We start from the raw sequence: 23,536 nt of genomic DNA, 5'->3' as shown, positions 1-23,536 counted from the left end.
TCTGGCGGACTAACGCCCTTACCGCAGTGTGGCAGATCCGCAAGCCTCAGTGCATGGACGACCCCATGGCGCTAGGCGTTTCATGGGCACGTTGAGGGGAAAGCGAGCCACCGTTGTGCCACCAGTCCATCACTTACGTGGCACGTTAAGACTGATGCAGACGGTGGTGTTTGGCGACCGAACGGCAGCGGGCGCCGAACCTGACTTTGACTGGCGCCCAGCGCAACCGTCAGCTGCACCCTGGAACCGGCAATCACAAGCGGCCGTGTTCGAGGGCGAGCACATCCTCGGCGGGATCTCCGGCTACGACGCGGCAGAAACCACCCGGCGCGTGTAGACGCGGTGGCGCAGCTCACATGGGCTTAGCTGCGCACCGCACTCAATGCTGCAGACCTAGCCTGGCCGGCGGCGCGGACCGCACTCCGCGAAGCGCCAAGCCCGCTCGCCCGCGTCGACGCCAAGTGATAGATATTCTCAAGCGAATGGATGCGAATGATTTCGGCGGCGCTGGCAGGGGAGCGCTGGGCCGTCGCAGCGCGGAATAAGCGTCTCGAGCGGGCGCCCCGGCTCAGCCTTGCTACGTTGCGCTGCGGGTATGAGACGACACGTGGACCGGCGCGAATGTGCACTGGCGAGAAATCCATGCCCGCAGGTTCGCCCGGGCACAGCTGCCGCGGGTGACCCGATGGCGGCTTGCCGCTGATTGCTGCCGTTCGCGTCAGGCGTAAGCGCTGACAGCTATGTGCCCAAAGCTGAAGTTCCGAATCCTCGGCGATGGACAGCACCGCAGCGATTTCTGACGGTGACCGCCGGCGAGCGAACTGGCGCTGACTGACAGCAAGCGGTCATAGGACTCGACGACCCGCGCTGAGGGCAATGGCGGCTGTACGACGTGCAGCGGTCGCAAGGGCGGGGCGAGCTAGCTCGCGCCCTAACACCGGCAGCTTCTTCGGTGCCCGGCCTGACGGTATCAACCCTTGCCGACGGCATAGTAGTTGGACTGCCTAAAGAGAAGGCTTCGGGGACATAGTGCATGTGCAAAGGCACCGTTATGCCAGTCGAGAAGGTGGACTTCAGGTATTCGACGCTGAAGTTGCGCCTGGTGATGTCCAGCGGCAGCGGGCCGACGTCAGCCACGTGGCGACCGTCAGAAAGCGTGCGAGCTAGACCTCCAACCTCGAACAGCCACACCTGGTAGAACGCCTGCAAGACGGCGCCATGGGGCGGCCGGGCGCGCACGGCTGCCTCGGCGTCTGCGAAGGTATAGATATGCCAATACAGCGATCACAGGCGTGCAATGAACGCATAGACGGCCTTTTGCTCGTTCTCGTCGAGTTCGAAGAAGCGCTTTCGCACGATCGCGGCTTCGCCGCCATGTTCCAGCACCGCGTCTCTCAGGCTGGTGGCCCGGCCGTCGTGCAGGTAGCGGTCACGCAGACGCGTGCCGATCAGCGGCGTTGTGCGCCACTCGGCGCCGGTCGCTTGGCCTTGGGCAATCTTGTCGTCCAGTGCTGATCCCATGTCGTGCAGCAGCAGGTCCGAATACAGGGGCACGTCGCCGTGAATGCCGCGCAGGCTCGGCACATGGCATTTGGCGCAGCCGACCGCGTTGAACAGCCGGGCGCCGTCGTTCAATTGCCCGGTGTTCGAGCGCGCCATCTCTGGCGCGGTGTTCCTGCTTTGTTCACTGCGGACGAGCGCGTAGGCGATGCCTGACGACAACACCAGCGCGAACGCGCCGGCGCCGACCAGCCGCAAGCCACCAGCACCCCGCAACGACTTCAGCGGTGTGGTCAGGCCCAGCGAGATCATCACCATCAGGAACAGGAACTGGTCACCCTGGAGGATGCTGCTGCGCACCTGCGGATGCACTGTCACCATCGAGTTGAAGACCAGCACCGCCAGAAATGCCAGCACGAACCAGGGGACCGGGACGTGCCCGCGCACGCCGGCCGGGCTCTGCCTGCGCTGAAGGTAGCCAAGCACGAGCAGCAGCGGGATGAGCATAACGACCTTGCTGAGCTTCACCAACGTCGCAAGATTCAGTGCACCCTCGGACACCGCGAACGAGGCGCCGTAGACCTGCGCCTGCTCAAAGATGCTGGCCCCGACGGCGATGCCGAAGCCGCGCTCGTCGAGGCCCGGCATCCAGCCCGCAAGAAAGGCGATGGGATACAGCAGCAACGCCACCGTGCCGGCGATCGTGATCAACGCGATCGCCACGCCGGCATGCCGTTCTCTGCCCTTGTCCATCGACGCCACCGACAAGATCGCCGCCGCGCCGCATACCGCCGAGCCCACCGCGACCAGCAGCGCCAACTGCGGATCCAGGCGAAACAGATGCACCGCGACCCATCTCACCAGCACCAGCACGAGCACCAACTCGATAGCGGCAATCAGGATGGGCGCCATGCCCAAGTCGCTCAGCAGCGTCAACGTGATGCGGAACCCCAGCAGAACGATGCCGAGCCTGAGCAGGTAGCGCTTGGTGAAATCGAGCCCCGGGCGCAACGACAGCGGGCAGCCGAACACGGCGCCGAGCGAAAGACCCAGCAGCATCGACACGAGCACCGGGTTGCGGGCGAGCGGGTCACCGAGTCCGCCTGCGATCCACGCCGCCGCAAGAGCGAGTGCCGCGGCGACGACGACACCGGGCCATCGCCCGCGCAAGTCGAGGCCGATGGCCGAACGGCGCAGCATGGCCATCATTGCAGCGCCTCCTCGGTGCGCCGCCGGGCGACTGGCTTCGGCAGCGCGCGCGCGCTGCTTGTCGACAACTCGCGCAGGTACGCCGACAGTGCGCGCACGAGTGTTCCATCGTCGGTCACGGTGGCTGCGGGATGCGCGGCCAGTGCGCTGGTGATGCCCATCTCCTTGCCGAGCGCCTCGGCCACGATCTCCTCCAGCCGCGCCGAATCGGCCTTCCAGCCGTAGCGCCCGACGCGCTGCGTGCCGTCGGCGCTGGTCACGTAGTGCGCGCGACCCTTGATGCCATCGCCCTTGCTGACGGCCTGCGCCTCGATGACGGCGTCGGGAATTTCGTCGAGACGACCGATGGCCGCCAGCGCCGGCGGCATGCGCAGCGAGACGACGTTGGTGCTTCTGGGCAACGGCTCCGACAGTACCGTTGACGCGACCATCGAATGCCGCGGCGCCATCGAGGCCGATCTGTCGTCGGAGGCCTGCACCCGCCCGGTGACCAGGTCCATGCGGCCAATCCGCCGCGCGAAGTGCTCCTCGCGTGAGCTCGCGCCGCCGGGGCCCGGGTGGCAGGCAACGCAGGACACGGCGTTGAAACGGGCACCCAGGCCCGTGCTGGGCGCAAACGCCGTGCTGAAGAGGCGTGCACCTTCCGTCGCTGTCTCTGAAGGCTTGGTTTGCACGGCTGCGGCTTCGGCAGGCGCAGCGAACGCGCCGTTGGCATCGAACCCGCTGACCTCAATCAGCACGCTGTCCGCGCCGGTGCCGGCGGTGCGGCGCTCCGCTATCAGCCAGAGGCGCTGCGCGTCTGCCGAAACAGCGATTGAGCGCAGACGGTCACCTCCCACCGCCTGGCCATCGGGCCAGGTGATGGCCGCGCGGGCGACCACCGTGCCGTCCTGTTTGAGGCGCAGCACGGAACCGTCGCCGCGGTTGACAACATAGAGATCGGAGCCCCCGGCCAGCGTGGTGTGGCTGGAGAAACGGGGATTGGCGATCTCGGGAACGCTGGGGGCCACATCGACCGGCCGCTTCAGCCAAGGAGATTGGAGGTAGCGGGTCCGTTGCACCTTGAAGTGCCGCGTGTCGTCGGCCAGCTGAAGCACGGCGATGCGGTCGCGCCTGGCGTCCGCGATGTACAGGGCACGATCCGGGAGCCATTGGAAGGCGATGCCGATGACACCCGGGTCGTCGCCGCCGACGTCGATCGTGCCCGGCGGTGCGAGGCCGTCGACACCGTCCTGCACATGCACTTGCGCCACCGCGCCGTTGCCCGTCACCACCGCGAACACCGCAAAGCCGCTGCCGTCTGGCGACGACCCCAGGAAGGCGGTTCCGAGAGCGCCTTTCTCCAGCGAGCCCGGCGTGAGCTGGTCGCTGTCCTGGCGGTTCAGCAGCGAAGCGAACCAACCCGAACGGACAGCCTTGGGGCTGCTGGTGCGCGCGCTCAACCCGCCAGCGAAGACGCCGCCAGCAGCGTCGCTCGGCGCGTTGGCGAGCGGTGCACCGTCGGGGTCGAGCACGCTCTCGCTGCCTGCGCCGCGCAGCCCGAAGGGTGCGTTGGCGACCCACGGGCGCCCGAAGCCGTTGTTGATGGACAGATAGCGTGGCCCCGACACGCCGGCGAAATCCGCAGTGCGGGCGCCGGCGCTGTGCAGCCGGTTCAGTTGACCCCGCGATTGCACGCTGTAGAGCTGGACGGCGCCGCCCTCGGCAGGCCGTCCGGCGTCGAGCACCGCCGGCACGACGAGCGCGTGCCGGTCTGTCGCTGCATGGGCATCGATCGACACGATGGCGCCTAGCGCGTGCGCCGGGTTGCCAGGCACCGCACCAAAATTCTGCCCCACAGCGACCAGCACCCGCTGCGGGTCAAGCGCTCGCCCCGCCTGCGTCTGCAGCAAGAACTCAGGGTTAGAGACGAAGGGCCCGCCGCTGTGGAAGCGGCCGACCTGGCGGATGCCGTAAGCCAGCTTCAAGCCGCTTGCCACCACGCGGGCGCGCAGCGGCCAGGTGCGGGCAGCCGGAACGTTGCTGTCTGCAGCTGCCGAGGCCGCCTGAGCTGCAGCCGGTGCAGGCCAGATGGCGCCTGCCAATGAGGCGATCGCGGCAGCCAAGCTCCACGCCAGGGCCGGCGGAGTACATCGCATGGAAATCTCTCTTCAGACGTTGACGCGGGGCCGCGCCTCAGGCCGCGCGGCACGCATGACAAAGGCGTAGCGGCCCGCAACGCCGACCGATAGCCGCAAAGCCGCCAACCGGGGGCCGCAACGATGCATACCTCAAGCAATCAGGCCTGGCACGCTCGCTGGGAATGGGGCCACTCAACGTGGGGGTGGCGCATCAAAGCGCCAATGACGCCCAAGCCGGCGAGCGTCATGAGCCAGGTCGCCGGCTCCGGAATTGGCGCGGCGGGCACGCCGACGATATTCACGAGATTCCGGAGCTCTGCGGGTAGCGTGAAGACCGGATCTACATAGGCAGACCCAGTGCCATATTCGTCTTGCTTCAGGTTCTGATCAATCACCGAAATTCCGGCAGAAGCCGCCGCGAACATCTGGACCAATATGTCACGGTTCAACGCAACGGAAATATCTTGGTCAACATGGATGGACCCGTCTCCACCCCAGGTTTCAATACCTCCCGGGTCGCTCCCCACGCCGGTGCGTTTGATGATGGACTGCGCGGTGGTGGGGCTGTCAGCCCAGTCAAGCGTGAAGACGATGGCGGCGGTGGCGTAGTTTTCGCTGCCGGTGTTCCCGCTTACAGAGACGTGCAGCGTCACAACATCAGGCAGCAAAGCGCCAGGCTTTGGCTGCAACTGGAAGATGTAGTTCAGCCCCGCTTGCGCGCCGATTGTCTCGTCGCCGGTTGTCGCGATCGCCCGCACGGTGCCGCCGTGCTCTGGCCCGGCGTAGGCAATGCCCGTCGATTCGGACTGCAGGTGACTGATGTGCGAAAAGCTCAGGTCTACCGGATTGCGCGAAACCAGCGGTGAGTCGCCGAACAAGGGATAACCAACGCGGAGTAGGGAATCGTCGTAAAAGTCTGGAGTGACTGAGATGCCTGCTGCATATTGCGGCTTTTGCACCGCGGCGTGCGCTGACGTTATCGAGACTGCGGTTGTCAGAATGAGCGCCAGCCAACTCGCCGGCCGTGGATGGAAAGCATGTTGGAAATTTCTCCTGGCTCTAGGACAGCTGGGCATATCCGCACTCCTGGTGGGTTGATGACGAATTTCAGGACTGGAGCGATTCGATGAAGAGCGCCGGTCTCTGCTTGACTGAACGACTTTCTTCGCCGAGCCCGGACATAGGGCCGCGCTGCCACCTTGCGCCCGGCGCTGTCACCGCGCGCTCGCCCCGGAACCGGCCTGCGCACGACGTCGCGCCGCACCGCCGACGACGCCGAGGCCCGCCAGCAGCAAACCCCAGGTTTGCGGTTCGGGCACGGCGCTGATGCTCAGCTCGCCGTCGGCATACAGCTTCGAGGTGTCCCAGGCCAGTCCGGCCGCCAAGGTCGCGCCCGACAGGTCGACGCCCGCGAACGTGCCGTGGCTGCTGCCCCAGTCGAACAGGTCGAAGCTCTGGCCCGCCTGGCCCGTGAAGCGGCCCCACCAGACCACCTTCAGCGTTCCGCCGAAGCCGAGCGTGCCGGCGACCTCGTACTTGTCGAACCCGGTGCCTGCGGCAAGCCCGCCGATTTCGGCGAGGTAGACATTGCCGCTGCCGAAGGAAACATCACCGCTGTCGACGCCCAGGCCCGGCGAGGCACCCACGGACAGGCCTCCTTCGTAGAACTTGGTGCCGGTGCCGGAGAACACTGACCCCGTGCGCTGCAAGACCTGGCCGAAGAACACGGCCGTGCTGCCGTTCGACACGCGCAACTCGGCCCCCGGCTGGACGTCCACGCCGTCGTAAAACGTCGTGTGGCTGTTGCCGGACAGGATGACCTTGCCACCGTTGAGGTTGGTGAGGCCGCCGTGCACGTCGGAGGTTCCGAACGTCACGTTGATCTGGCCTGCATTGGATGCACCGCCAGCAAAGTGCAGCTGGCCACTCTTCAAGAAGACCCGGCCGCTACCGGCGTTACTGAACGTGCCGTCAAACGCCAGTGCGCCGCCGTCAGTCACCTCCACGGTGCCGGCGTTGCTGTGCGCCACGCCAACGATGTGCAGCGTCTGGCCCGCACCGCTGCGCACCAGGCCGCCCGCCGCATTGTTCAGATTGGTGTTGATGTAGCCATCGCCCTGGACCAGACCGGCATTGGTGAAGCTGCCGGCGACGCTCAGGTTGCCCGCGCGCACCGTGCCGAGGTTGACGAGGTTGCCGGAGATCTTGCCGTCGCCGGCGAGGGTGCCGGTGGCGTGCACGGTAACGCCGCCAATTGCGGTCAGGTTGGCGCCGTTTTGCAGCACCAGCAGCGGCCGGCCGCTGCTGCCCGAGGAACTGCCGAGGGAGAGGCTCTTGACCGCCGCGTCGCTGCCGGCATTGATGGTCTGGCTGCCGACCGGTGCGATCACCGCGCCGATGAATCTGCTGGGACCGAAGCCCTGCTCCCAGTTGGCCGCATCGTTGAAACTGGCGCCAGTGCTGCCCGCCTGCCACGTGACCGAGCCGGTCGGCGTCAACAGCACGGCACGGTTCTGACCAGAAAGGGTAGTGGCTTGGCCGATGATCTGACCGGAGTCGTTGATGCCGGCAGCCTGCAAGATCGTGGCCCCGCTGTCGGCGACCAGCAGTGCGTTCAGATCGGTGAGGCCGCCCTGCGCAGTACCGACAAACGCGTGTTGAAGGCCACCGGTGTAGTCGGCGTACCCCACGACCTGCCCGGCGGCATTGATGCCCGTGGCGGTGCTGGCTCCGCCCCTCAACGTGCCCAGATCGCGCATGCTGCCGGACTGCCACACAAAGGCGTGCGCAGTTCCGTCGCTGATCGAGGTGGTGCCGATGACCTGCCCGGCGGCGTTGATGGCATAAGCACTGCTGTATTCGCCGCCCAGGGTGCCCAGGTCCCGCATGCTGCCGGACTGCCACGCAAAGGCATGGGTGGAACCTCCGCCGGTCTCGGAATAGCCCACGACCTGCCCGGCGGCGTTGATGGCATAGGCACTGCTGTAGGTGCCCCCCAAGGTGCCCAGATCTCGCATGCTGCCGGACTGCCAAAGAAAGGCGTGCGTGGCGGTGCTGGTGCTGGTACTTGAATCGCCCACAACCTGCCCGGCAGCGTTGATGCCCGCGGCGTAGCTGTAGGTGCCGCCCAGCGTGCCCAGATCCCGCGCGCTGCCGGATTGCCACAGAAATGCGTGTTCAGTGGCGTTGGCAGCAGTAGCGGAAAAACCCACGACCTGCGCGGCGGCGTTGATGCCGTTGGCGTGGCTGTAGGTGCCGCCGAGAGTTCCCACATCCAGCATGCTGCCCGCCTGCCAGAGGAAGCTGTGGCGGGCTGCGTCCGCGCGGATGGAGGCATACCCCGCGACCTGCCCGGCGGCGTTGATGCTGTTGGCGTGGGCCTGGGTGCCGCCGAGCGTGCCCAGTTCGGTAACGCTGTATTGCACTGCAGCGCGGACGGGCGCTGCGCCAAGAAGCGCCGGGAGGGCTAGCACCGAAGCCGAGAAGGCGCTTGATATGGCCGTTCGCAACGCAGGGAAGGATGCGGCGGGCCAACAAGTGCGGTGTGCAATCGGTCCGCGTGAAGTCGAGCGTTGGAGAGTCATGGCGAGCCTTTGGTGGGGAAGTTGTCGGATGTGGAAGCGTCGTGCGGAGGGGCCGCGCTCATCGCCAGCGGCCTGCTGGCACCGGCATCAACGGTGACGCGATCCAGATGGGGGCTGCCTGACGGATCGATGTGGACCGGCTGCAGCCGCCAGTCCTTCACGCCGTCCGCCGTGACCGTCATCCACAGAATGGAACCGGTGTTGTTGTCGGCGTCACTGAAGCCGTCGAAGACGAAGTTGCCCAGGCTGTAGATCACCGGCTTGCCGTCGATGACCTCGGCGTCCTGACGCACATGCGGATGGGTGCCGACCACGGCATCGGCGCCGGCGCGGATCATCAGACGGGCGAGGGCGTGCTGGCGAGCGTGCGAGGTCTCGCTGTGCTCCTGCCCCCAGTGCATGTAGGGAATGACCACGTCGGCCTGCGCCCGCGCCGCGCGGATGTCGGCCACGATCTGTTCCTCGTCGGCCCAGGCGATGCCCGGGCTGTCGGGACCGGCTTCGAAGCGCCGCGGGAACATCTCGTTGTAGCCCAGCAGCGCGATGCGCAGCCCCTGGCGCTCGATGATGGCCGGCTGATGCGCCGCGCGCAGGTCGGTGCCGCCGCCGAAATAGGCCAGGCCTGCCTGCCGCAGCCGGCCGAGCATCTGTGCAAAGGCTTGCGGGCCGAAATCGCCCGAATGGTTGTTGGCCAGCGAGACGGCATCCACGTGGCGGCGCAGCACGTCCAGCGCTTGCGGCCGGGCGCGGAAGGTCCAGGGTTTGACGGCACGCGTGCCGCCGGTGGCGATGACGCATTCGAGGTTGGCGATGCGCAGGGCGGCGCCCTTCATCGCGTTCATGACGGCGGCGAACGGGTCTTGCCCACGGGCGATGACGCGGCCAGGTCCGTCCGCCAGCATGACGTCGCCCATCCACGCCAGCCGCACCACGGCCGGGTTTGTATTTGCCTTGACAAAACCTGAGGGCCGCTGGGTCAGTTGCGCGCTGTCGCCGGTCGCGTCCACGCGGTCCCAACCGGCTGGCGTCGAACCCTTTCGCACCAGGGCGCAACCCCAGGCCAGTTCGCGGCCGAGCTTCGGCGAATAGACCCGCTGCCAACCCGACAAGGTCGGCCGCCAGGCGGCGTCCTGACCGAGGGGATCGTGCTCGGCCGTCGGCCAACGGCTTTGCGAGAGCAGGACCGGGTGCCCTGCGCCCTCGAGGTCAAGTACCGAGATAACGGCGTGGGCGATCCGATCTGCGCTCGCCGCGCTGCCCAAGGCCACGGCGCGCAGCTCGAAACTGTCACCTACCTTCACGCTCGACAGCGCAAGCGGGTCCGTACCTGCCGCCTGGCGCAGCGTCGCCGTGGATTCGCCCGTGCGCATGCCACACAGCAGTTCGGTGGGCTCGGCCTGTTGGGCGAGCACATTGGTTGACGCCAGGCAAAGCAACACGAAAGCAATAGCCACCCGGGGGCGCCTCGGCTGCAGGAACGTGCGCTTCAAGGCAACGCCGCCTTGACCTGCTGGCGCTCCGGGATCGCCGCGAGCCGGGCTGAACTGAACATGGCAACTCCGTTGTGAAGAGGCGTGGAGTGCTGCGGCAGCGCAGCACCTGCTACCTCCTTGAACGACGTGCCAGGCGCGTGACGGACATGAGCGGGAATTTCTTTTCTTTGCCGACGGATCGTCCCGTCCGGATGTCCGTCCGTGACGAGCGATCTCGTTCAGATCAACAGGTCGGCGTATGTCTCGCGCCGCCGTGAAGGGGACGAGATGGACTGGCTGTACAAGTCGCTGCTGTCGGCAGGCGCCGTGTTCCTCGTGATGCTGGCAGCGCGGCACGGTGGCCGCCGGCTGGCAGGCGTGGTCGCGGCATTGCCGACCATCACGGCGCCGACGTTGGCGTGGCTTGCCGATGACGAGGGGATGGCCTTCGCCATCAGCGCTGCGGTGGGAAGCGTGGCCGCGTGCGGCATGCTGGCGGCTTTCGCCCTGTGCTACGCGCGCGCCGCTCCATACGGTGGCGGTGCCATCGCCCTGTTTTGCGGGCTGGGCGGCGCGCTTGTCATGGCGCTGCCGGCAGGGGCGGCCAGTGCGCACCTGACCTGGGCGCTGGCACTTGCGTTGGTGAGCTGTGCAATCGCCTTTGTCGCCATGCCCAAGCTGTCCGCCGACGTGGAATCCCGGCAGCCCTCAGCGCGCTCGATGTTCTTCGTCGCGGCAGTCGCGGGGGTCGTCACCGCGTTCGCGGCAGTCATCGGGCCGTCGATAGGCGGCTTTGCCACCGGGTTGCTGGTGTCGCTGCCCCTCGTCACCGGGTCCGTGGCGATGGCCGAACACGCCACCTGCGGGCACCGGGCCGCTGCACACTTTCTGCGCGGCTATGTCGGTGGGCTCTTTGGCAAAGCGGCTTTCGGCGCCGTGTTCGTTCTGCTCGCCCCGCGCGCGGGTGCGTTCGCGGCGCTGACGCTCGCTTGCGCCTGCGCCTGCCTGTTGTCGTCGTCATCGGTCCGGCAACGCCGTCCGTCCCCCTGCCTGTCGCGCTGACCCGATGAGGAAATGCTTACCAAACATAGGGAGGTGCCGCGGCTCGAATCGCAAGGCGCTGCAACTACCATCGCCGCTGGAACGACTTGTCAGGTTGGAGCTTCGGCATGGGGGAAGTCACGCAGTTGATCGGAGCTGCACGCGCGGGCGACCGAGGGGCCTTCGATCGGATCTTCGAGCTGCTCTATCCCGAACTCCGGCAGGTCGCGCACCGACGCTTGTCGCGCGGTGCTCGCGATGGGCTGATGGAAACGACGGCACTGGTCAACGAGTGCTATCTCAAGTTTCTCAAGAAGGCGTCCTTGACGCCGGAGGGCCGTGCGCACTTCCTGGCTTACGCCGCGACCGTGATGCGCTCGATCATTGTCGACGCGGCACGCGCCGCGAAAGCAGACCGTCGAGGTGGCGATGCCGAGCAGGTCACGCTCGATTCCGAACTGATGGGCTCGCTGCCGGCTGCGTCCGACGAGATCCTGGATGTGCACGCGGCTCTGGAAGATCTGAGTCGCATCGACGAGCGCCTCGGGCATGTGGTGGAAATGCGCTACTTCGGCGGTCTGGAAGACGACGAAATTGCCGAGGCGCTGGGCCTGTCGGCGCGCACCGTGCGCCGCGATTGGGACAAGGCTCGGCTGCTGCTCGCCCACGCGCTTCGCAATTGAGCGCGCGCGCGACAGGCGAAGACGCAGCGTGAAGCACTTCTCCGACCTTTCCGCAGAGTGGCCGGCGATCAGCGCGCTGCTCGACGAGGCGTTGAATCTCCCGTCGGGCGAACGTGCGACGTGGCTTGAGGAGCTGGTGGGGGAGCAGGCCTTGCATCGCGAGACCTTGCGCGCGCTGCTGCTGCACCAGGCGCAGATCGAGACTGACGATTTCCTCGCTGAACTGCCCAAGCTGCACGGCATCTCGACCCATGAGTCGGTGCACGATGTGACATATCAGGCCGCGCGCCGTCTGGAGGCCGGCGTCCTGGTCGGCCCGTATCGCCTTATAGAGCAGATCGGCCGAGGCGGAATGGCCACAGTCTGGCTCGCCGACCGCGCAGACGGGCTCGTCAGCCGCCGTGTCGCGCTGAAGCTGCCGCACGCCGCATGGGGCGATAGGTTCGCCGACAGGCTCGCGCGCGAGCGAGGCATCCTTGCGACCTTGTCCCACGAGCACATTGCCAGGCTCTACGACGTCGGCATCGACGATCTCGGCAGGCCATACCTGGCGATGGAGTTCGTCGAAGGCGAGGAAATCAATGCCTATTGCCGTACGCACGATCTGTCGCTTCGCGAACGCATCGTTCTGTTGTTGCAGGTGATGGCCGCGGTGGCACACGCGCACGCGCGGCTGGTCGTGCACCGCGATCTGAAGCCGAGCAACATCCTCGTTTCGACGGAGGGCCAGGTGCGGCTGCTGGATTTCGGCATCGCGAAATTGCTCGAAGGCGAACGCACCCGGGAGACCGCAATGACGGAGCTGGGCGGGCGGGCGCTCACGCTCGACTACGCGAGCCCCGAGCAGATCCGCGGCGAGCCACTTGGGACGGCGAGCGATGTCTACAGCTTGGCCGTGGTGGCGTACGAGTTGCTCGCCCAGGCCCGCCCCTACCGTCTGAAGCGCGGCAGCGCAGCCGAACTGGAGGAAGCGATTGGGGCAGCTGAACCCCTGCTCGCTAGCGACGCAGCGCCTTCGAAGGCGCTGCGCCGGGACTTGCGCGGTGACATCGATGCCATCCTGCACCGGGGGCTCAAGAAATCAGTCGCCGAGCGCTACCCCAGCGTCGACTCCTTCGCGCAGGACTTCGAGCGCTATCTGCGCGGTGAACCGGTACAGGCGCGGCCCGACAGCGCGCGCTACCGCGCTGACAAGTTCGTTCGACGACACATCTTCGCCGTGGCGATGAGTGCCGCGCTGTCTGTGGCGATCGTCACCGGCGCCGGCTTCGCGCTGTGGCAGGCGCACGTGGCGCGACAGCAGGAGCGGCTTGCGATGCTGGAGTCTGAGAAACAGGTTGCCGTGGCCGAGTTGTACCGCGAGACGCTGACCCGCCTCGCGCTCCTCGCCAAGGACGAGCCGGCCGAGTTGAGCAAGCCCAATGCGGTGACCGCCGTGCTTCTTCAACAGCTGCGAGACCGCGCGCCGCGCTTCGCCAATCGGCCGGACACGCTCGCACCGCAGATGCTTATCGTGATGTCGCAGCTCAGCTTCGGAGGCGAGTTCGAGGCGGCGATTGCTGTCGGCAACGACTATCTGGCGCATTTGAAGGCGCACGACGGAACGCCACTTGAAGTGATCGAGGCGTACACCGGGGTGAGCCGAGCGCTGTTCGCGCTGAAACGGTATGACGACTGCGAGGCGATGCGGCGTGAGGCTGTTGCATGGGCGCCGGATGCGCACGATGGGTTCACCGATCTAGCGCGGCTCGGGGTCATGACAGACCTGGGCAACATCCTGCGCGCGCGCGGCAAACGCGCTGAAGCGCTCGCTGTGCTGACATCTGCCGAAGCCCTGGCGGCGCGCAAATTCCCGAATGACGTCAAGCGCTTCGAGAACCTGCGAATACTGGCCGTGTTCTGGTCAGGTTTCGACGACGCGCGAGCGCTCCAGGCCATGGAGCAATCACACGACGGCCTTTTGAAGGGCGGTAGCGCCAACGACGATCTGAAAGCGCACGCTTTGATTGACCTCGGCGACATTCGCTCCGCTGAAGGACGCAGCGCCCAGGCCGAGACGGATCTGCGTGCTTCGGCAGATCTCTTTGCACGCATCTACGGCCGCACGAATGCAAATACGGTGCGTGCCATCGGCCGCTTGGCCAACGCGGTCGCCCTGCAAGGCGATACATCTCGCGCCGAGCGCCTGCTGGACGGCGCGCAGCGCGAAGTTGCTGCCGAACCGGGCGGAACGATGGCAGCTCAAATCCGCGATTTGCGCCGTCGCCGCCTCGACATCGCGTTTCTCACCGGCGAGGCGTTGTCCGCCTACGCGCTTTCGGCCGACGAGGTCCGCGCATTCACGGCGCCGGCGGTGATCCGCGCCAATGAGGCGCTGCTGTTTGCGCAGGCGCGGCTGTGGACGCTCACCGGACGCGAGCGCGATGCGACGGCCCTGCTGGCGGCTCTGCGCCAGAACCGGCCGGAGCTCGGGAAACCGACCTCCGGCAGGGTGCAACTACTGGAGCAGCAGGCGGGCGCTGAACTGGCGGCCGCCGACCCGGCTGCGGCGCAGACGACTACTCGCGAACTGATCGCCCTGCTTGAAAAAAACGATGCTCGCGCCGGGCGACCCTATCGTGTCGCTTCTGAAATGGCCGCAGTGGCAGCGGCGCGTCTCGGCGACCGGCCGGCAGCCGCGCAGGCGCTCGCACAGAGCGGTCGGGCGAAGGCCGCGTTTTCATCGCGCGTCGACTCGGCCGATTCGGCGCTACGCCGCAGCGAGGTACTTGCCGCCCTGGGACGCACTGCCGAGGCGGGCGCACAGGGCCGTGCGGCGCTTGCCGATCTGGTCGGCCAACACCCGCAAAGTCGTCGTCTGGCGCAAGCGCAGCGGCTGGCTGAACTGTAGAGTTTCGATGGGTTGTATCCGCCGGACTGAGAGGCACGAGGGCGGAAGCCGAGGGCAGAGTGAAGCCGGCGATGTTGGCGCCCACGCCAAATTGCCCACAGTGCCGATCCTCCACCGACCCGCGTATTTCGAGCTGCAATGAATCTCGCTGGGAGGCGCCTTCGCCAGCGCGGATCAGTCTTCCGTCGGCATCTCGGTCTCAGGTGGGTGAATCCGGCTTTGACGGCTATACCGGGAGCAGTCTGGCGAACGCGGCGCCCGTCCTGACCTTTTCTCCATGGCCGTATTGAAGCGGGCCCGCGAATCTTGCGCTCAATCCGTTCGGACCCATTCCTAGCTACGAGGAGGGCGATCGGGTGCTTGAATCTGGGGCCATGGTCTTGCACGTCGCCGATATCCGAGCATCGGCTCCGGCGATGCAGATCCCAGTTTTCCCAGACGCGCCGTGATCCGCATGCCCGATGGCTCGATGCCAAGCTACCGCTGCCGACCGATCGTGCGAACGGGTTAGTTCGCGGACATGCGACGAGCAGCTCCTCGACACAGGTGCGCTAAGCGACGGGCGCGGACGGCAGGCGCCACGCTTCGACATGCGCCCAGACAGTCGCCGCCGTGACGGCAAGCGACCTCACCAGATGCGCGAACTGAAGCTGGTTGTAGGCCTCGTCGGTGTATCCGCTGTCGTGCATGAGGTCATGTGCCCCTGCCGCCCACGGCGTGCTGGCGATCGAGATGATCAGCAGCGTCGCGACGCCCCATAGAGCCCGGCGAGAAACGCGGGTCGGCACACCCCAGAGCGCCAAGGTCCAAACCAGGCACATGGCACCGAAGGGCAGCACGACGACGGGCAGGCGCGACGTGTAGGCGCGAGCGAACGCGTGGAACGCGGCATTCCCGAGCGCACTCATGTCGACATGGATGCGATACACGTTGAAGTACAACAGCCAGGTGACACCGGCACTCCACCACAACAACGCAATGCCGACTGACTGCAGTCGATTCGCGGCGACCGGTCCGATGAAGGTGGGCGGGGATCGTCGCGTGATGGCCGTCGTCGCGACCGCTCCCCCGTAGAGAAGCAAGGTGGCCGCCAGCATGGCGAGGAAGAACAGGAAGTACACGGGCATGGGCGGTCCAACGGAAGATGATGAGGAGCTCAGTGTCTGAAACCTATTGCAGAGTGCCGTCACGCACTCGTTCGGCCAAGCCCTACGTTGCCATGTCCGGGATAGTGCTCAAAAACCGTACGTGACCTGCCTTTTGAATCAGGCCGGCGCCTACGCTAGCTCGATTGATGACAGCTTTCCGTTGACGAAAACGCGATGGCGAATTTCGGGTATAGGTCGATTGCGCCAACTCGAAGTCGTTCAGAGCTGCCGTTGGCCCGCGTAGGGCTATTGGACTTCAGGCATCCTAGGAACGCGTTCCAACGTAGGTCAAGTCCTGGATGAGCAGCGGTCACTCAGCCCGCGGGGCGTCGAATGACGGGTACCGGCGGCAGCGGCCATCGAACTATCAAAACTGGAAGTCGGCAGCCAGCCTCCTGATGCCACCCGATCAATTTCGGCTTTGGGCACATTGCTGCCGCCCACCCAGCAGGGCGAGGGCCAGTGCTGCCAAGCGGACACAGACACCGCAGCCAGTGGCAACGGATTCCAACGCCTCGATCCGCACAACGCTGACGGGAACGGTGCACTAACGGCTCAACGGCTGAAGTCCGGCCCGGCTCGGGCAACCTTTAAATCGGGCGCCGACTGCTGGCGCGGTGCCGGCCTCGCGGGCTGGACTTCTCTTGCCCGGTCCTTTATCTGCTCCTGCAAGAACGGCGTACCTTTCACGAAGCCGGCAATCTGCGCAGCCAGCTTGCGGTCATCGGCAGCCTCCGACCCCGCAAGCGCTTTCATGATGTGCGCCCAGCCCGCCATGGCCTGGCTTCGGCTGTCCCGGTAGGCAGGGCCGACCTTCGTTGGCGCGGTCGCGCTCCGAAGGCGCCCGTCTTCCTTGGCCTTTACCCGCCACAGTGGCTCGAAGTTGCGGCTCTCACCGCGCGATGCCTGACGCGTGGCTTCCGCTTCGATTCCCCAGCCGCGCAGCTTCTCGGCGAAGGTCTCGCGCCAGCGATGAAGATCGCTCTTGCGGGGGTTCAGGCGCTTTCCGGATGACCCTTCGGCCCTCACGCTCAGGTGGACGTGCGGATTGGCCTGGTGCTCGTGCAGGACCATGACGTAGCGGTGTCCAGCCAGTTCGACCTTCGCGAACTCGCGCGCGGCGTTCTGAAGCAAGCGCGCATCCGTGTCCGCCGGCATCGACAGCATGATGTTGAAGGCCTCGCGTCGATGCCCTTCCTCCGGAATCAGCGACCCGCCGAACCGCCATTGATCGGCCAGGTCATGCAGGGCTTCCTTGCCGTTGCGGACCACTTCCCGGTCGTCTTCGATGTTGAGTCGACCGTTCTTGCTGATGTAGCGGAAGTGCGCCGCGATGGCAGCCATGCCCCGGCCGCCACCGGTGACCTTGACCATTACCTGCGGCGCCCGACGCACGACGGCCTCGATGCGCTTGCGGATGACGGCGGCCTTGCGCCGGTTCAGCGCGTCAAGCCTTGGCGTCGACGCCGCCTTGACGATGCGATTGGACGGATAGAAGAGCCGCTCGCCCCACTGCACCAGAACGCCATCGACGTGTTGGGCGCTCGTCATGGGCGCGGCCTCCTTGCTGGTCGCAGTTCAGAGATGAGCGAGGCGGCCGAGGCGAGATGCTCGCGCACGTCGTCGACCAGGCCCCGCAGGCCGGCACGGTATCGCTCCAGCTCGGCCGAGGGCACATGACCGAGCAAGCGCAGGAAGGCGCTCAGGTCCACGGAGATCGCCGCGAGGCGGTCCGTCGAGGCGATCAACGCTTGCATCGCAGCCGCGTGGTCCGACGGCAGCGGAGCGGGCGGGATGCCATGGAGAAGCGCGGCGACGTACGCGCCCTGCGCGACATCCGCCGTGCGCGCACGGGCGGCAAGCAAAGCGGCCTGGTCGGGCGGCAGTCGCAGCGTCACTTTGACGGCTTGCCCAGCCGTATCCGTGCGCTGTTGGCCTGCCGCGATGTCGTCTGAAGACGCCTCCTCGCCGAGCATGTGAACGACTGCACTTCGAACGAGCGCCGCTGGCGTGGTCTGGCTCTTGAGCGCTCGCGCCCGCAACCGGGATCCGAGGCCGCGAAGATCCACCGTGACCCTGTCTCGGGTTTGCGGACGGTCTCCTGGGCTGACAGCTAGTTGGCTCCCGGAAGTCTCGGGCGCAGCACCGACATCCAGCAGTTCAAACTGCCATTGCTGAGATTTGGTCTGCGGCATAGCCATGGCGCATGGTGTGGCACTCGGCGGGAAGGTCGCAGACCAAGGTGTCGCAAAGCTTCTCGGAGGGCTCGCACTCAGAAACGCTCAGGATGTCCTGGCCGTTCTCGTGCGATCCCGCCTGCGGTCACGCTTCGTATCAACTGCGTCGCTGAGGAAGGACGCACACATCGGCGCGGAAGCGAGGCCAGTTCCAAGCTGCCCGGGCGCTGCCGGACGACTTGACCACGCACCTTGCCTGTTACCAGCCTTCCATCCCGTTGGTGATGTGCACCGTGGCCCTGGCGATGTGCTTCTCCACCGTGCTGACCGTCAGGCAGTGCTGGCGCGCGATCTCCTGGTACGTCATGCCGTCGACCCGATGGGCGAGGAAGATGTTGCGCGTCTTGGCGTTCAGGCGGCCCAGGCAGACGCTCAAGCGTGCCGTCCGCTCCTTGGCCAGCACGATGGCTTCGGTGCCGGGCGCGAGGTCGAGCAGGACGACATCGTCAACGAGGACCTCCTCACCATGGGCGACCTTCGTTCGATGGGCGTCGACAGACAGGTTCAGCGCCGTGCGCATCAGGAACGCTTCGGGCTGCTGCACGGCCTGCTCTTGTTCGTAGCAGGCCAGGCGCACCCAGGCTTCCTGCACCAGGTCGTCGGCATCGGGTGCGCTGCGACCTCGGCGCATCAAGGCGCTGCGCACGCGAGCGAGGGTATCTCGCCAGTTCTTGACGAGGCGCTCGGTCATGTCCCGTAGAGACGCCGGTCGGCGCGCTCAAGCGTCTGCGCGAGGAAAGCAGCCGCCGCAGCTTCGTCAGCAAAGGGCCCTCGGCGCTTGATGGTGCGGGTGATGCTGACCTGCAGGCGCTGCGCGGTCGCGGCGGCGGAACGGAGCGCAGCGCGGCGCCGAGGTCCGAAACTGCCTGCGGCCGGAATGCTCGTGCTGTTCGGCTTGCTGACCGACGACCAGCAGACTGCATCGGGGAACTTCGACGAGCAGTCCATGCCAGTGTCCGCAGAGATCGCCGTCAAATGCTCGACCCCGCGCTGGTGCAGGTCGTATGCGACCGCTGTTGAAGGCGCCTCAGCCGGCCACGCGCCCAGAACTTCGTATTCACCCGGCTTGAAGAGGCCGAGCGCCCAGCGCCAAGACATCTCCCGGACCTCGGCACCGTCGCGGACGGGCAGGCGCAAGGTCTTGAACTCGGCGAGCACGTACCTGACACAGAGGGGCCTGGTAAGCCATCGGGCGTTGTGCTGCGACCAATAGTTGCCGGCTGCCGATCCGGAGTCTCTTGGAGCCGCTTCGTAGGTGTCGGCATGCAAATCGTTGCCGCGAAGCGGGCTCGGCGTCGGTCCACCCGGGGCTGCGTGTTCCGTCGACATGCGTCACCTCATACAAACGGTTTGTCTTGACCTACCAAACTGCTTCTTCGAGGCTCTTAATGAGCCACAAAGTAGACCAAATGTACTCTCGGAAGTGTGGATTGCCAAGCCGCATAACCAGATGCTCCTTGGCCATGTCCAAGGCAAAACCCACCCTGACCGCGCGTGAGGTATTCGCAAGGAATCTGCGCAGGGCGCGACGCCTGAAGGACCTGACCCAGGAGAGTCTCGCCCTCGACGCCGGCGTGCCAAGAGGCTATTTGAGTCGCGTGGAGCGAGGCTCGATCAACATCTCAATGGACAACGCTGACGCGCTATCTCGTGCCATCGGCGTGCCCCTGCACGACCTGGTGAATCCTGCCAAGTTCATCGGGCTTGATGAGCTGGGAGAAGTCAACTAGAGGCGCTCGAACGGCGAGCCGCCGGTGTTCGAGGTTGTGATGGCCCGCCTCGCAAGGGCCGAAGAAGCGCTGAACGCGAGCAAAACGTAACAACATGCTTCAGATAGCTGGCCGTCGGCGGCCCTGCCGTGTCAACACACCGCAAGGGCTCACCAGGTGGAGTAAGTACGGCAGTAACTTCCCCGGCCGCGCTGAAAGAAACTGAGCGTTCTGGCGCGCTGCCAAGCTTCTTTCGGTTGAGCCCCAGGCCACCAAAAGAATCTCTCAGAAGCCCATCCATCGCGATGGGCTTTTGCGTTTTTGGCTCCTGCATTGGGCCGGCCTTGACCTCCTGCGTGTCATGAGGTCCGTTGTTTCGTCTCTCGCCTGCCGCTGCGTCCTGCACGAAATCTCCTCGACAGTGCGGTTCTGGGCCGGCGGTGAGCACCCCGGCGTCACAGAAACGCCGCCTTTATCTTGGCCGCGTCGCCCGCGAGCTTGCTCAGCCGGGTCGCCTGTCCCACCACGAAGTCTCGAAGCTGGGCTGCGAAGGCGCGCTCACCGTCGTCGATGTAGTCGTCCGCCAAGGCCTGTGCCGGCGCGTGCTCCATCGCGAGCTTGGCCAGCCGCGCGGCCTCACGCTTGAGCAGGTGCCGGTCGACCCCGCATCGCTGCGCAAAGTCGGCCAGTTGAAACGCCCCTACCTCGTCCAGCGAGAACGCATCGCCCCAGGCCATGGCCACCTCGTGGTCGATGCCTGGGTACTGCACCACGCTGACCAGGTCGTACCAAGGGGCCGGGTCGAGCCCCTCGCGACGCACGAAGAACGAGAAGTTCTTGCCGTGCGCGTCGCAGTTGCCAATCAGGAACTGGAACAAGGCCCAGCGGAGCAGCGTCATGCGTGCCACGGCCTTGTTGACGGTCTACTCGACACGCTCGAACAGCATTTCGAAGCTCACGCCCTCCCGGATGTTGCGGACGTGCTCGCCACTGCCCAGGTTCCGCTCGTACTTGTAGCTCTCGGGCAGGTCCGAGGCCTGACAGGCGTCGATGATGTGCAGGCGTTGCACGGTGGGTTCACTTGCGCCGTCCCCGACTCCCGGCACGACAACCCGGTCGAATCGGCGGACGACGAGTACCGGCTTCGGTGTCCGGTAGATGCCGACCTCGGCGACGGGCAGCTTCATGCGCCGCGCCAAGGACATGCAGAAGTGTTCGTTGACGACCAGATGGGGCGTCACCTGACGCGCGGGGTCGGGCTTGAGGATGTGCGTCGATGCCAGGGGCGGCTCGATCAGGAAAAGGCGCCCTCTGTCGCCGAGAGGTCGGTCCAGGTAGACCATCAACTTGTCCTGCACGCCCGCGATGGACATGCGGACCTTGCCATCCCAGACAGCCAGCGGAATCTGGTCGCGCTCGGCAATTCGTTGGTCCAGTTCCTCGCGGGTCACTTCACGCGGCGGCTGGGCTGCGACGACCGGCGGCACTTCATCTGAGCGCCAGAAGCGGAACGCCCCGGTGGTCTCGGTGCCGAGTGCGCTGATGAGGGCGTAGATGTTCGACTTGGAGACGCGGTAGGTCGTGGCCGTGATGTCGAGCGCGCGGCCTTCGGGCAGCAGGTTCTCCACGAAGCGCTTCACGGCGCCGACGGCATAGCCGGCGCCCGGGGGCTGGAAGGGCAGCGCGGGCGACAGGGGAAACGCCCCCGGCTTCGCGACCCAGCCCGCGTCGTAGTCCAGCGACCACCGGTCGTTCAAGGCCTCGTAACCCAGCGTCGCGACCTTCTGGTCATCGGCCCAGAGGTTGAGCGCATGCGGGGCAACCGGGGCGCCACTGGCCGAGCCGGTTGCCGAGGTCATGGCTGCACCGGACGCTCGATGCCGACAGGCGAGACGGACTGCATCGTCGGATGGTCCTTGGGTCCGAGCACGAGTGCGAGCCCCAAGCTGTCCAGGACCGCCAACAGCTTGTCCACTCGCACGGAGCCCTTGCCGTTCTCGAGGCGCGAGAGCAGGTCGACGGAGACGCCGCTCAAGGAGGCGGCATCGTCAATGCGCAGCGATTGCGCGCGACGGCGGGCTCGGATGGCCGGGCCTAAGGCGCCGGCGTCCGTGACGCGCAGGAGTTCGGGTGGTGGGGATGGAGGGCTGGAAGTCATTTCGGAATTCCCTGTATGAGCTCTTCGTGTGGCCTGCCGACATTTTTATTTCTTGAATTCCGAAATAATGCCACATCCGCGCTGACGGCCCTGAAATTCATCAAATTCCGAAATTCATCCCTTGTCTCCGGTCAGACGTCCTCACCAACTTAAATTCCGAAATATTCTGTCGTGCCGTGCAAGAGCACCCTGGCGTTTGCACACGTACGTCGTCTAGTGCGGCCCCTCTGCCTCCAGAGCCGCGCGCACCGCTGGGCGTTGGCGCATTCGGGCTTGATGGGCGGCCAGGTTCTCCAGGCTGGCGATGTCCACGCCGACGCGGCTGGACCAGCTGGTGATGACGAAGAGGTAGGCGTCCGCCACCGTGAAGGTTTCGCCCATCAGATAGGACTTGCCGGCGAGTTGCTGATCGACCCACTGGAAGCGGTCGCTCAGCTTTTTCTTGAAGATGGGCTTGGCCTCCTCGGGCAGCGCCGGGTTGAACAGCGGCGAGAAGCCCTTGTGCAGCTCGCTGCCGACGAAGGCCAGCCACTCCTGGACCCGCGTGCGCGCCAAGGTGCCGGGTGGGGGCAGCAGGCCACGGTCGGGCGCCCGGTCGGCCAGGTACTGCACGAGGGCGGCGTTCTCGGTGATGCGCTCCCCGTCGTCCAACTGCAGCAGCGGGACATAGCCGCGAGGGTTGATGGCGTAGTAGTCGCTGCCATCGAGCAACTGGTGGGTCTTCAGGTTGACTTGCACGATATCGGCCGTCAGGCCGGCTTCGAGCAGCACGATGTGCGGGCACAGCGAGCAGGCGCCGGGGGCGAAATAGAGCTTCATGGGGTATCTCCTTGGGGGGCGTGAAATTTCCAACCGAATCAAGCGGGTTGTCAAGGTCGAGGGGCGACCTCATTCGTGGCAACGCTGGGAGGCGCGGGCGATGTCATTCGGCGGGGCCCATCCATCAAGGCCTTTGCCAGATGCCGCGCTGTCCGGCTGGCCTTGGCTCGTGCCACCTGCTCCGGCGTGCCGCAGGCCACCAGCCGGCCGCCTTCAGCGCCCGCCCCCGGCCCGATGTCGATCACCCAGTCGCAGGCCGCCACGACGCGCATCTCGTGCTCGACCACCACCACCGTATTGCCCGCATCCACCAGCCCGTTCAGCTGCGCCAGCAGCTTGTCCACGTCGAACGGGTGCAGCCCGGTGGTCGGCTCATCCAGCACGAAGAGCGTGTTGCCGCGCTGCGCACGCTGCAGCTCGGTGGCGAGCTTGATGCGTTGCGCCTCGCCGCCCGACAGCTCCGTCGCCGGCTGGCCCAGGCGCAGATAGCCCAGGCCGATCTGCTGCAGCAGCGTGAGCGGCCTTGCCAGCGCCGCATCCTCGGCGAAGAAGGTGAGCGCCTCGTCCACCGTCAGCTGCAGCACGTCGGCGATGCTCTTGTCGCGCAGGCGCACCTTCAGCGTCGCCTCGTTGTAGCGCGCGCCGTGGCAGGCGGGGCAGGGGGCGTAGACGCTGGGCATGAAGAGCAGCTCCACGCTGACGAAGCCTTCGCCCTCGCAGGTCTCGCAGCGGCCCTTGGCGACGTTGAAGGAGAAGCGGCCGGCGTCGAAGTGCTTGGCGCGCGCGGCGGGCGTAGCGGCGAAGAGCTTGCGCACGTGGTCGAACAGGCCGGTGTAGGTGGCCAGGTTGGAACGCGGCGTGCGGCCGATCGGCTTCTGATCCACCCGCACCATGCGCCTGAGTTTGTCCATGCCGCTGGCGATGCGCCCGCCGGTGGCGACCAGCGCGCCCTGTTCCAGCGCATCG

Annotated in this window: 16 protein-coding genes and 2 pseudogenes; 4 read left to right on the top strand and 14 right to left on the bottom strand. The window is 66.2% G+C overall.

The annotated features are described in order from the left end of the window. Positions 1 to 1,284 precede the first annotated feature (1,284 nt). From ABIS05_RS23605 to ABIS05_RS23585, 5 genes are all read right to left on the bottom strand, one after another. A complete protein-coding gene (locus tag ABIS05_RS23605; protein WP_348013707.1) occupies positions 1,285 to 2,709 on the bottom strand; it encodes a putative sulfate exporter family transporter in 1,425 nt (474 codons plus the stop codon). Continuing rightward, positions 2,706 to 4,847 (bottom strand): di-heme oxidoredictase family protein, encoded by a 2,142-nt coding sequence (locus ABIS05_RS23600; protein WP_348013706.1) that lies wholly within the window; start codon positions 4,845 to 4,847, stop codon positions 2,706 to 2,708. Before ABIS05_RS23600 ends, ABIS05_RS23605 begins: the two co-directional genes overlap by 4 nt. 140 nt (positions 4,848 to 4,987) lie before the next feature. Continuing rightward, positions 4,988 to 5,788 (bottom strand): PEP-CTERM sorting domain-containing protein, encoded by an 801-nt coding sequence (locus ABIS05_RS23595; protein WP_348013705.1) that lies wholly within the window; start codon positions 5,786 to 5,788, stop codon positions 4,988 to 4,990. A 255-nt stretch (positions 5,789 to 6,043) separates the two neighbouring features. Beyond that, on the bottom strand, positions 6,044 to 8,254 hold the full coding sequence (locus tag ABIS05_RS23590; RefSeq protein ID WP_348013704.1) for a PEPxxWA-CTERM sorting domain-containing protein: 2,211 nt from the start codon (positions 8,252 to 8,254) through the stop codon (positions 6,044 to 6,046). Between the two features lie 155 nt (positions 8,255 to 8,409). Continuing rightward, complete coding sequence (locus tag ABIS05_RS23585; protein WP_348063351.1) at positions 8,410 to 9,867, bottom strand: CapA family protein; 1,458 nt, start codon at positions 9,865 to 9,867, stop codon at positions 8,410 to 8,412. Between the two features lie 240 nt (positions 9,868 to 10,107). Here ABIS05_RS23585 and ABIS05_RS23580 point away from each other — a divergent pair, with 240 nt between their 5' ends. The 3 genes from ABIS05_RS23580 to ABIS05_RS23570 all read left to right on the top strand — a co-directional run bounded on the left by ABIS05_RS23580 (position 10,108) and on the right by ABIS05_RS23570 (position 14,499). Then, the gene (locus ABIS05_RS23580) at positions 10,108 to 10,947 is read left to right on the top strand and encodes a hypothetical protein (RefSeq protein ID WP_348013702.1); all 840 of its coding nucleotides are present in this window, start codon (positions 10,108 to 10,110) and stop codon (positions 10,945 to 10,947) included. 107 nt (positions 10,948 to 11,054) lie between these two features. Further along, positions 11,055 to 11,609: an ECF-type sigma factor gene (locus tag ABIS05_RS23575; protein ID WP_348013701.1), complete on the top strand. Its 555-nt coding sequence runs from the start codon at positions 11,055 to 11,057 to the stop codon at positions 11,607 to 11,609. Positions 11,610 to 11,637: 28 nt separating this feature from the next. Next, complete coding sequence (locus tag ABIS05_RS23570) at positions 11,638 to 14,499, top strand: serine/threonine-protein kinase (protein ID WP_348013700.1); 2,862 nt, start codon at positions 11,638 to 11,640, stop codon at positions 14,497 to 14,499. 551 nt (positions 14,500 to 15,050) lie between these two features. Here ABIS05_RS23570 and ABIS05_RS23565 read toward each other — a convergent pair. The 5 genes from ABIS05_RS23565 to ABIS05_RS23545 all read right to left on the bottom strand — a co-directional run bounded on the left by ABIS05_RS23565 (position 15,051) and on the right by ABIS05_RS23545 (position 19,042). After that, complete coding sequence (locus ABIS05_RS23565; protein ID WP_348063349.1) at positions 15,051 to 15,626, bottom strand: hypothetical protein; 576 nt, start codon at positions 15,624 to 15,626, stop codon at positions 15,051 to 15,053. 576 nt (positions 15,627 to 16,202) lie between these two features. Then, on the bottom strand, positions 16,203 to 17,198 hold the full coding sequence (locus tag ABIS05_RS23560) for a relaxase/mobilization nuclease domain-containing protein (RefSeq protein ID WP_348013698.1): 996 nt from the start codon (positions 17,196 to 17,198) through the stop codon (positions 16,203 to 16,205). Further along, positions 17,195 to 17,842, bottom strand: a complete 648-nt coding sequence (locus tag ABIS05_RS23555; protein WP_348013697.1) for a hypothetical protein — start codon at positions 17,840 to 17,842, stop codon at positions 17,195 to 17,197. The genes ABIS05_RS23560 and ABIS05_RS23555 overlap by 4 nt, the downstream gene beginning before the upstream one ends. Positions 17,843 to 18,083: 241 nt before the next feature. Next, positions 18,084 to 18,575 (bottom strand): sigma-70 family RNA polymerase sigma factor, encoded by a 492-nt coding sequence (locus tag ABIS05_RS23550; RefSeq protein WP_348013696.1) that lies wholly within the window; start codon positions 18,573 to 18,575, stop codon positions 18,084 to 18,086. After that, positions 18,572 to 19,042, bottom strand: coding sequence for a hypothetical protein (locus ABIS05_RS23545; RefSeq protein WP_348063347.1), 471 nt, complete (start codon positions 19,040 to 19,042; stop codon positions 18,572 to 18,574). The genes ABIS05_RS23550 and ABIS05_RS23545 overlap by 4 nt, the downstream gene beginning before the upstream one ends. Positions 19,043 to 19,347: 305 nt before the next feature. On the opposite strand from ABIS05_RS23545, the gene ABIS05_RS23540 reads away from it, so the two are divergent. After that, positions 19,348 to 19,614, top strand: a complete 267-nt coding sequence (locus tag ABIS05_RS23540; RefSeq protein ID WP_348013734.1) for a helix-turn-helix transcriptional regulator — start codon at positions 19,348 to 19,350, stop codon at positions 19,612 to 19,614. 434 nt (positions 19,615 to 20,048) lie between these two features. Here the strand turns inward: ABIS05_RS23540 and ABIS05_RS23535 are convergent. The 4 genes and pseudogenes from ABIS05_RS23535 to ABIS05_RS23520 form a co-directional block, all read right to left on the bottom strand. After that, positions 20,049 to 21,452, bottom strand: a pseudogene (locus ABIS05_RS23535) (HipA domain-containing protein). Beyond that, a complete protein-coding gene (locus ABIS05_RS23530) occupies positions 21,449 to 21,751 on the bottom strand; it encodes a helix-turn-helix domain-containing protein (RefSeq protein ID WP_348013694.1) in 303 nt (100 codons plus the stop codon). The pseudogene ABIS05_RS23535 and the gene ABIS05_RS23530 overlap by 4 nt, the downstream one beginning before the upstream one ends. A gap of 213 nt (positions 21,752 to 21,964) precedes the next feature. Next, positions 21,965 to 22,570, bottom strand: coding sequence for a glutathione transferase GstA (gene gstA, locus ABIS05_RS23525; RefSeq protein WP_348013693.1), 606 nt, complete (start codon positions 22,568 to 22,570; stop codon positions 21,965 to 21,967). 50 nt (positions 22,571 to 22,620) lie between these two features. Further along, positions 22,621 to 23,536 (bottom strand): annotated as a pseudogene (locus ABIS05_RS23520) (excinuclease ABC subunit A); the annotation flags it as partial.

The sequence above is a fragment of the Roseateles sp. genome (assembly GCF_039929605.1).
Classification (GTDB): domain Bacteria; phylum Pseudomonadota; class Gammaproteobacteria; order Burkholderiales; family Burkholderiaceae_C; genus Pelomonas.
This window is presented reverse-complemented; position numbering and strand designations above follow the sequence as displayed.

What these genes read in the sequence shown, in the direction of transcription:
- ABIS05_RS23605 (WP_348013707.1), bottom strand. Translation starts at nt 2,709, where the DNA reads ATGATGGCCATGCTGCGCCGTTCGGCCATCGGCCTCGACTTGCGCGGG.
- ABIS05_RS23600 (WP_348013706.1), bottom strand. Translation starts at nt 4,847, where the DNA reads ATGCGATGTACTCCGCCGGCCCTGGCGTGGAGCTTGGCTGCCGCGATC.
- ABIS05_RS23575 (WP_348013701.1), top strand. Translation starts at nt 11,055, where the DNA reads ATGGGGGAAGTCACGCAGTTGATCGGAGCTGCACGCGCGGGCGACCGA.
- ABIS05_RS23565 (WP_348063349.1), bottom strand. Translation starts at nt 15,626, where the DNA reads ATGCCCGTGTACTTCCTGTTCTTCCTCGCCATGCTGGCGGCCACCTTG.
- ABIS05_RS23560 (WP_348013698.1), bottom strand. Translation starts at nt 17,198, where the DNA reads ATGACGAGCGCCCAACACGTCGATGGCGTTCTGGTGCAGTGGGGCGAG.
- ABIS05_RS23555 (WP_348013697.1), bottom strand. Translation starts at nt 17,842, where the DNA reads ATGCCGCAGACCAAATCTCAGCAATGGCAGTTTGAACTGCTGGATGTC.
- ABIS05_RS23550 (WP_348013696.1), bottom strand. Translation starts at nt 18,575, where the DNA reads ATGACCGAGCGCCTCGTCAAGAACTGGCGAGATACCCTCGCTCGCGTG.
- ABIS05_RS23540 (WP_348013734.1), top strand. Translation starts at nt 19,348, where the DNA reads ATGTCCAAGGCAAAACCCACCCTGACCGCGCGTGAGGTATTCGCAAGG.
- ABIS05_RS23530 (WP_348013694.1), bottom strand. Translation starts at nt 21,751, where the DNA reads ATGACTTCCAGCCCTCCATCCCCACCACCCGAACTCCTGCGCGTCACG.
- gstA (WP_348013693.1), bottom strand. Translation starts at nt 22,570, where the DNA reads ATGAAGCTCTATTTCGCCCCCGGCGCCTGCTCGCTGTGCCCGCACATC.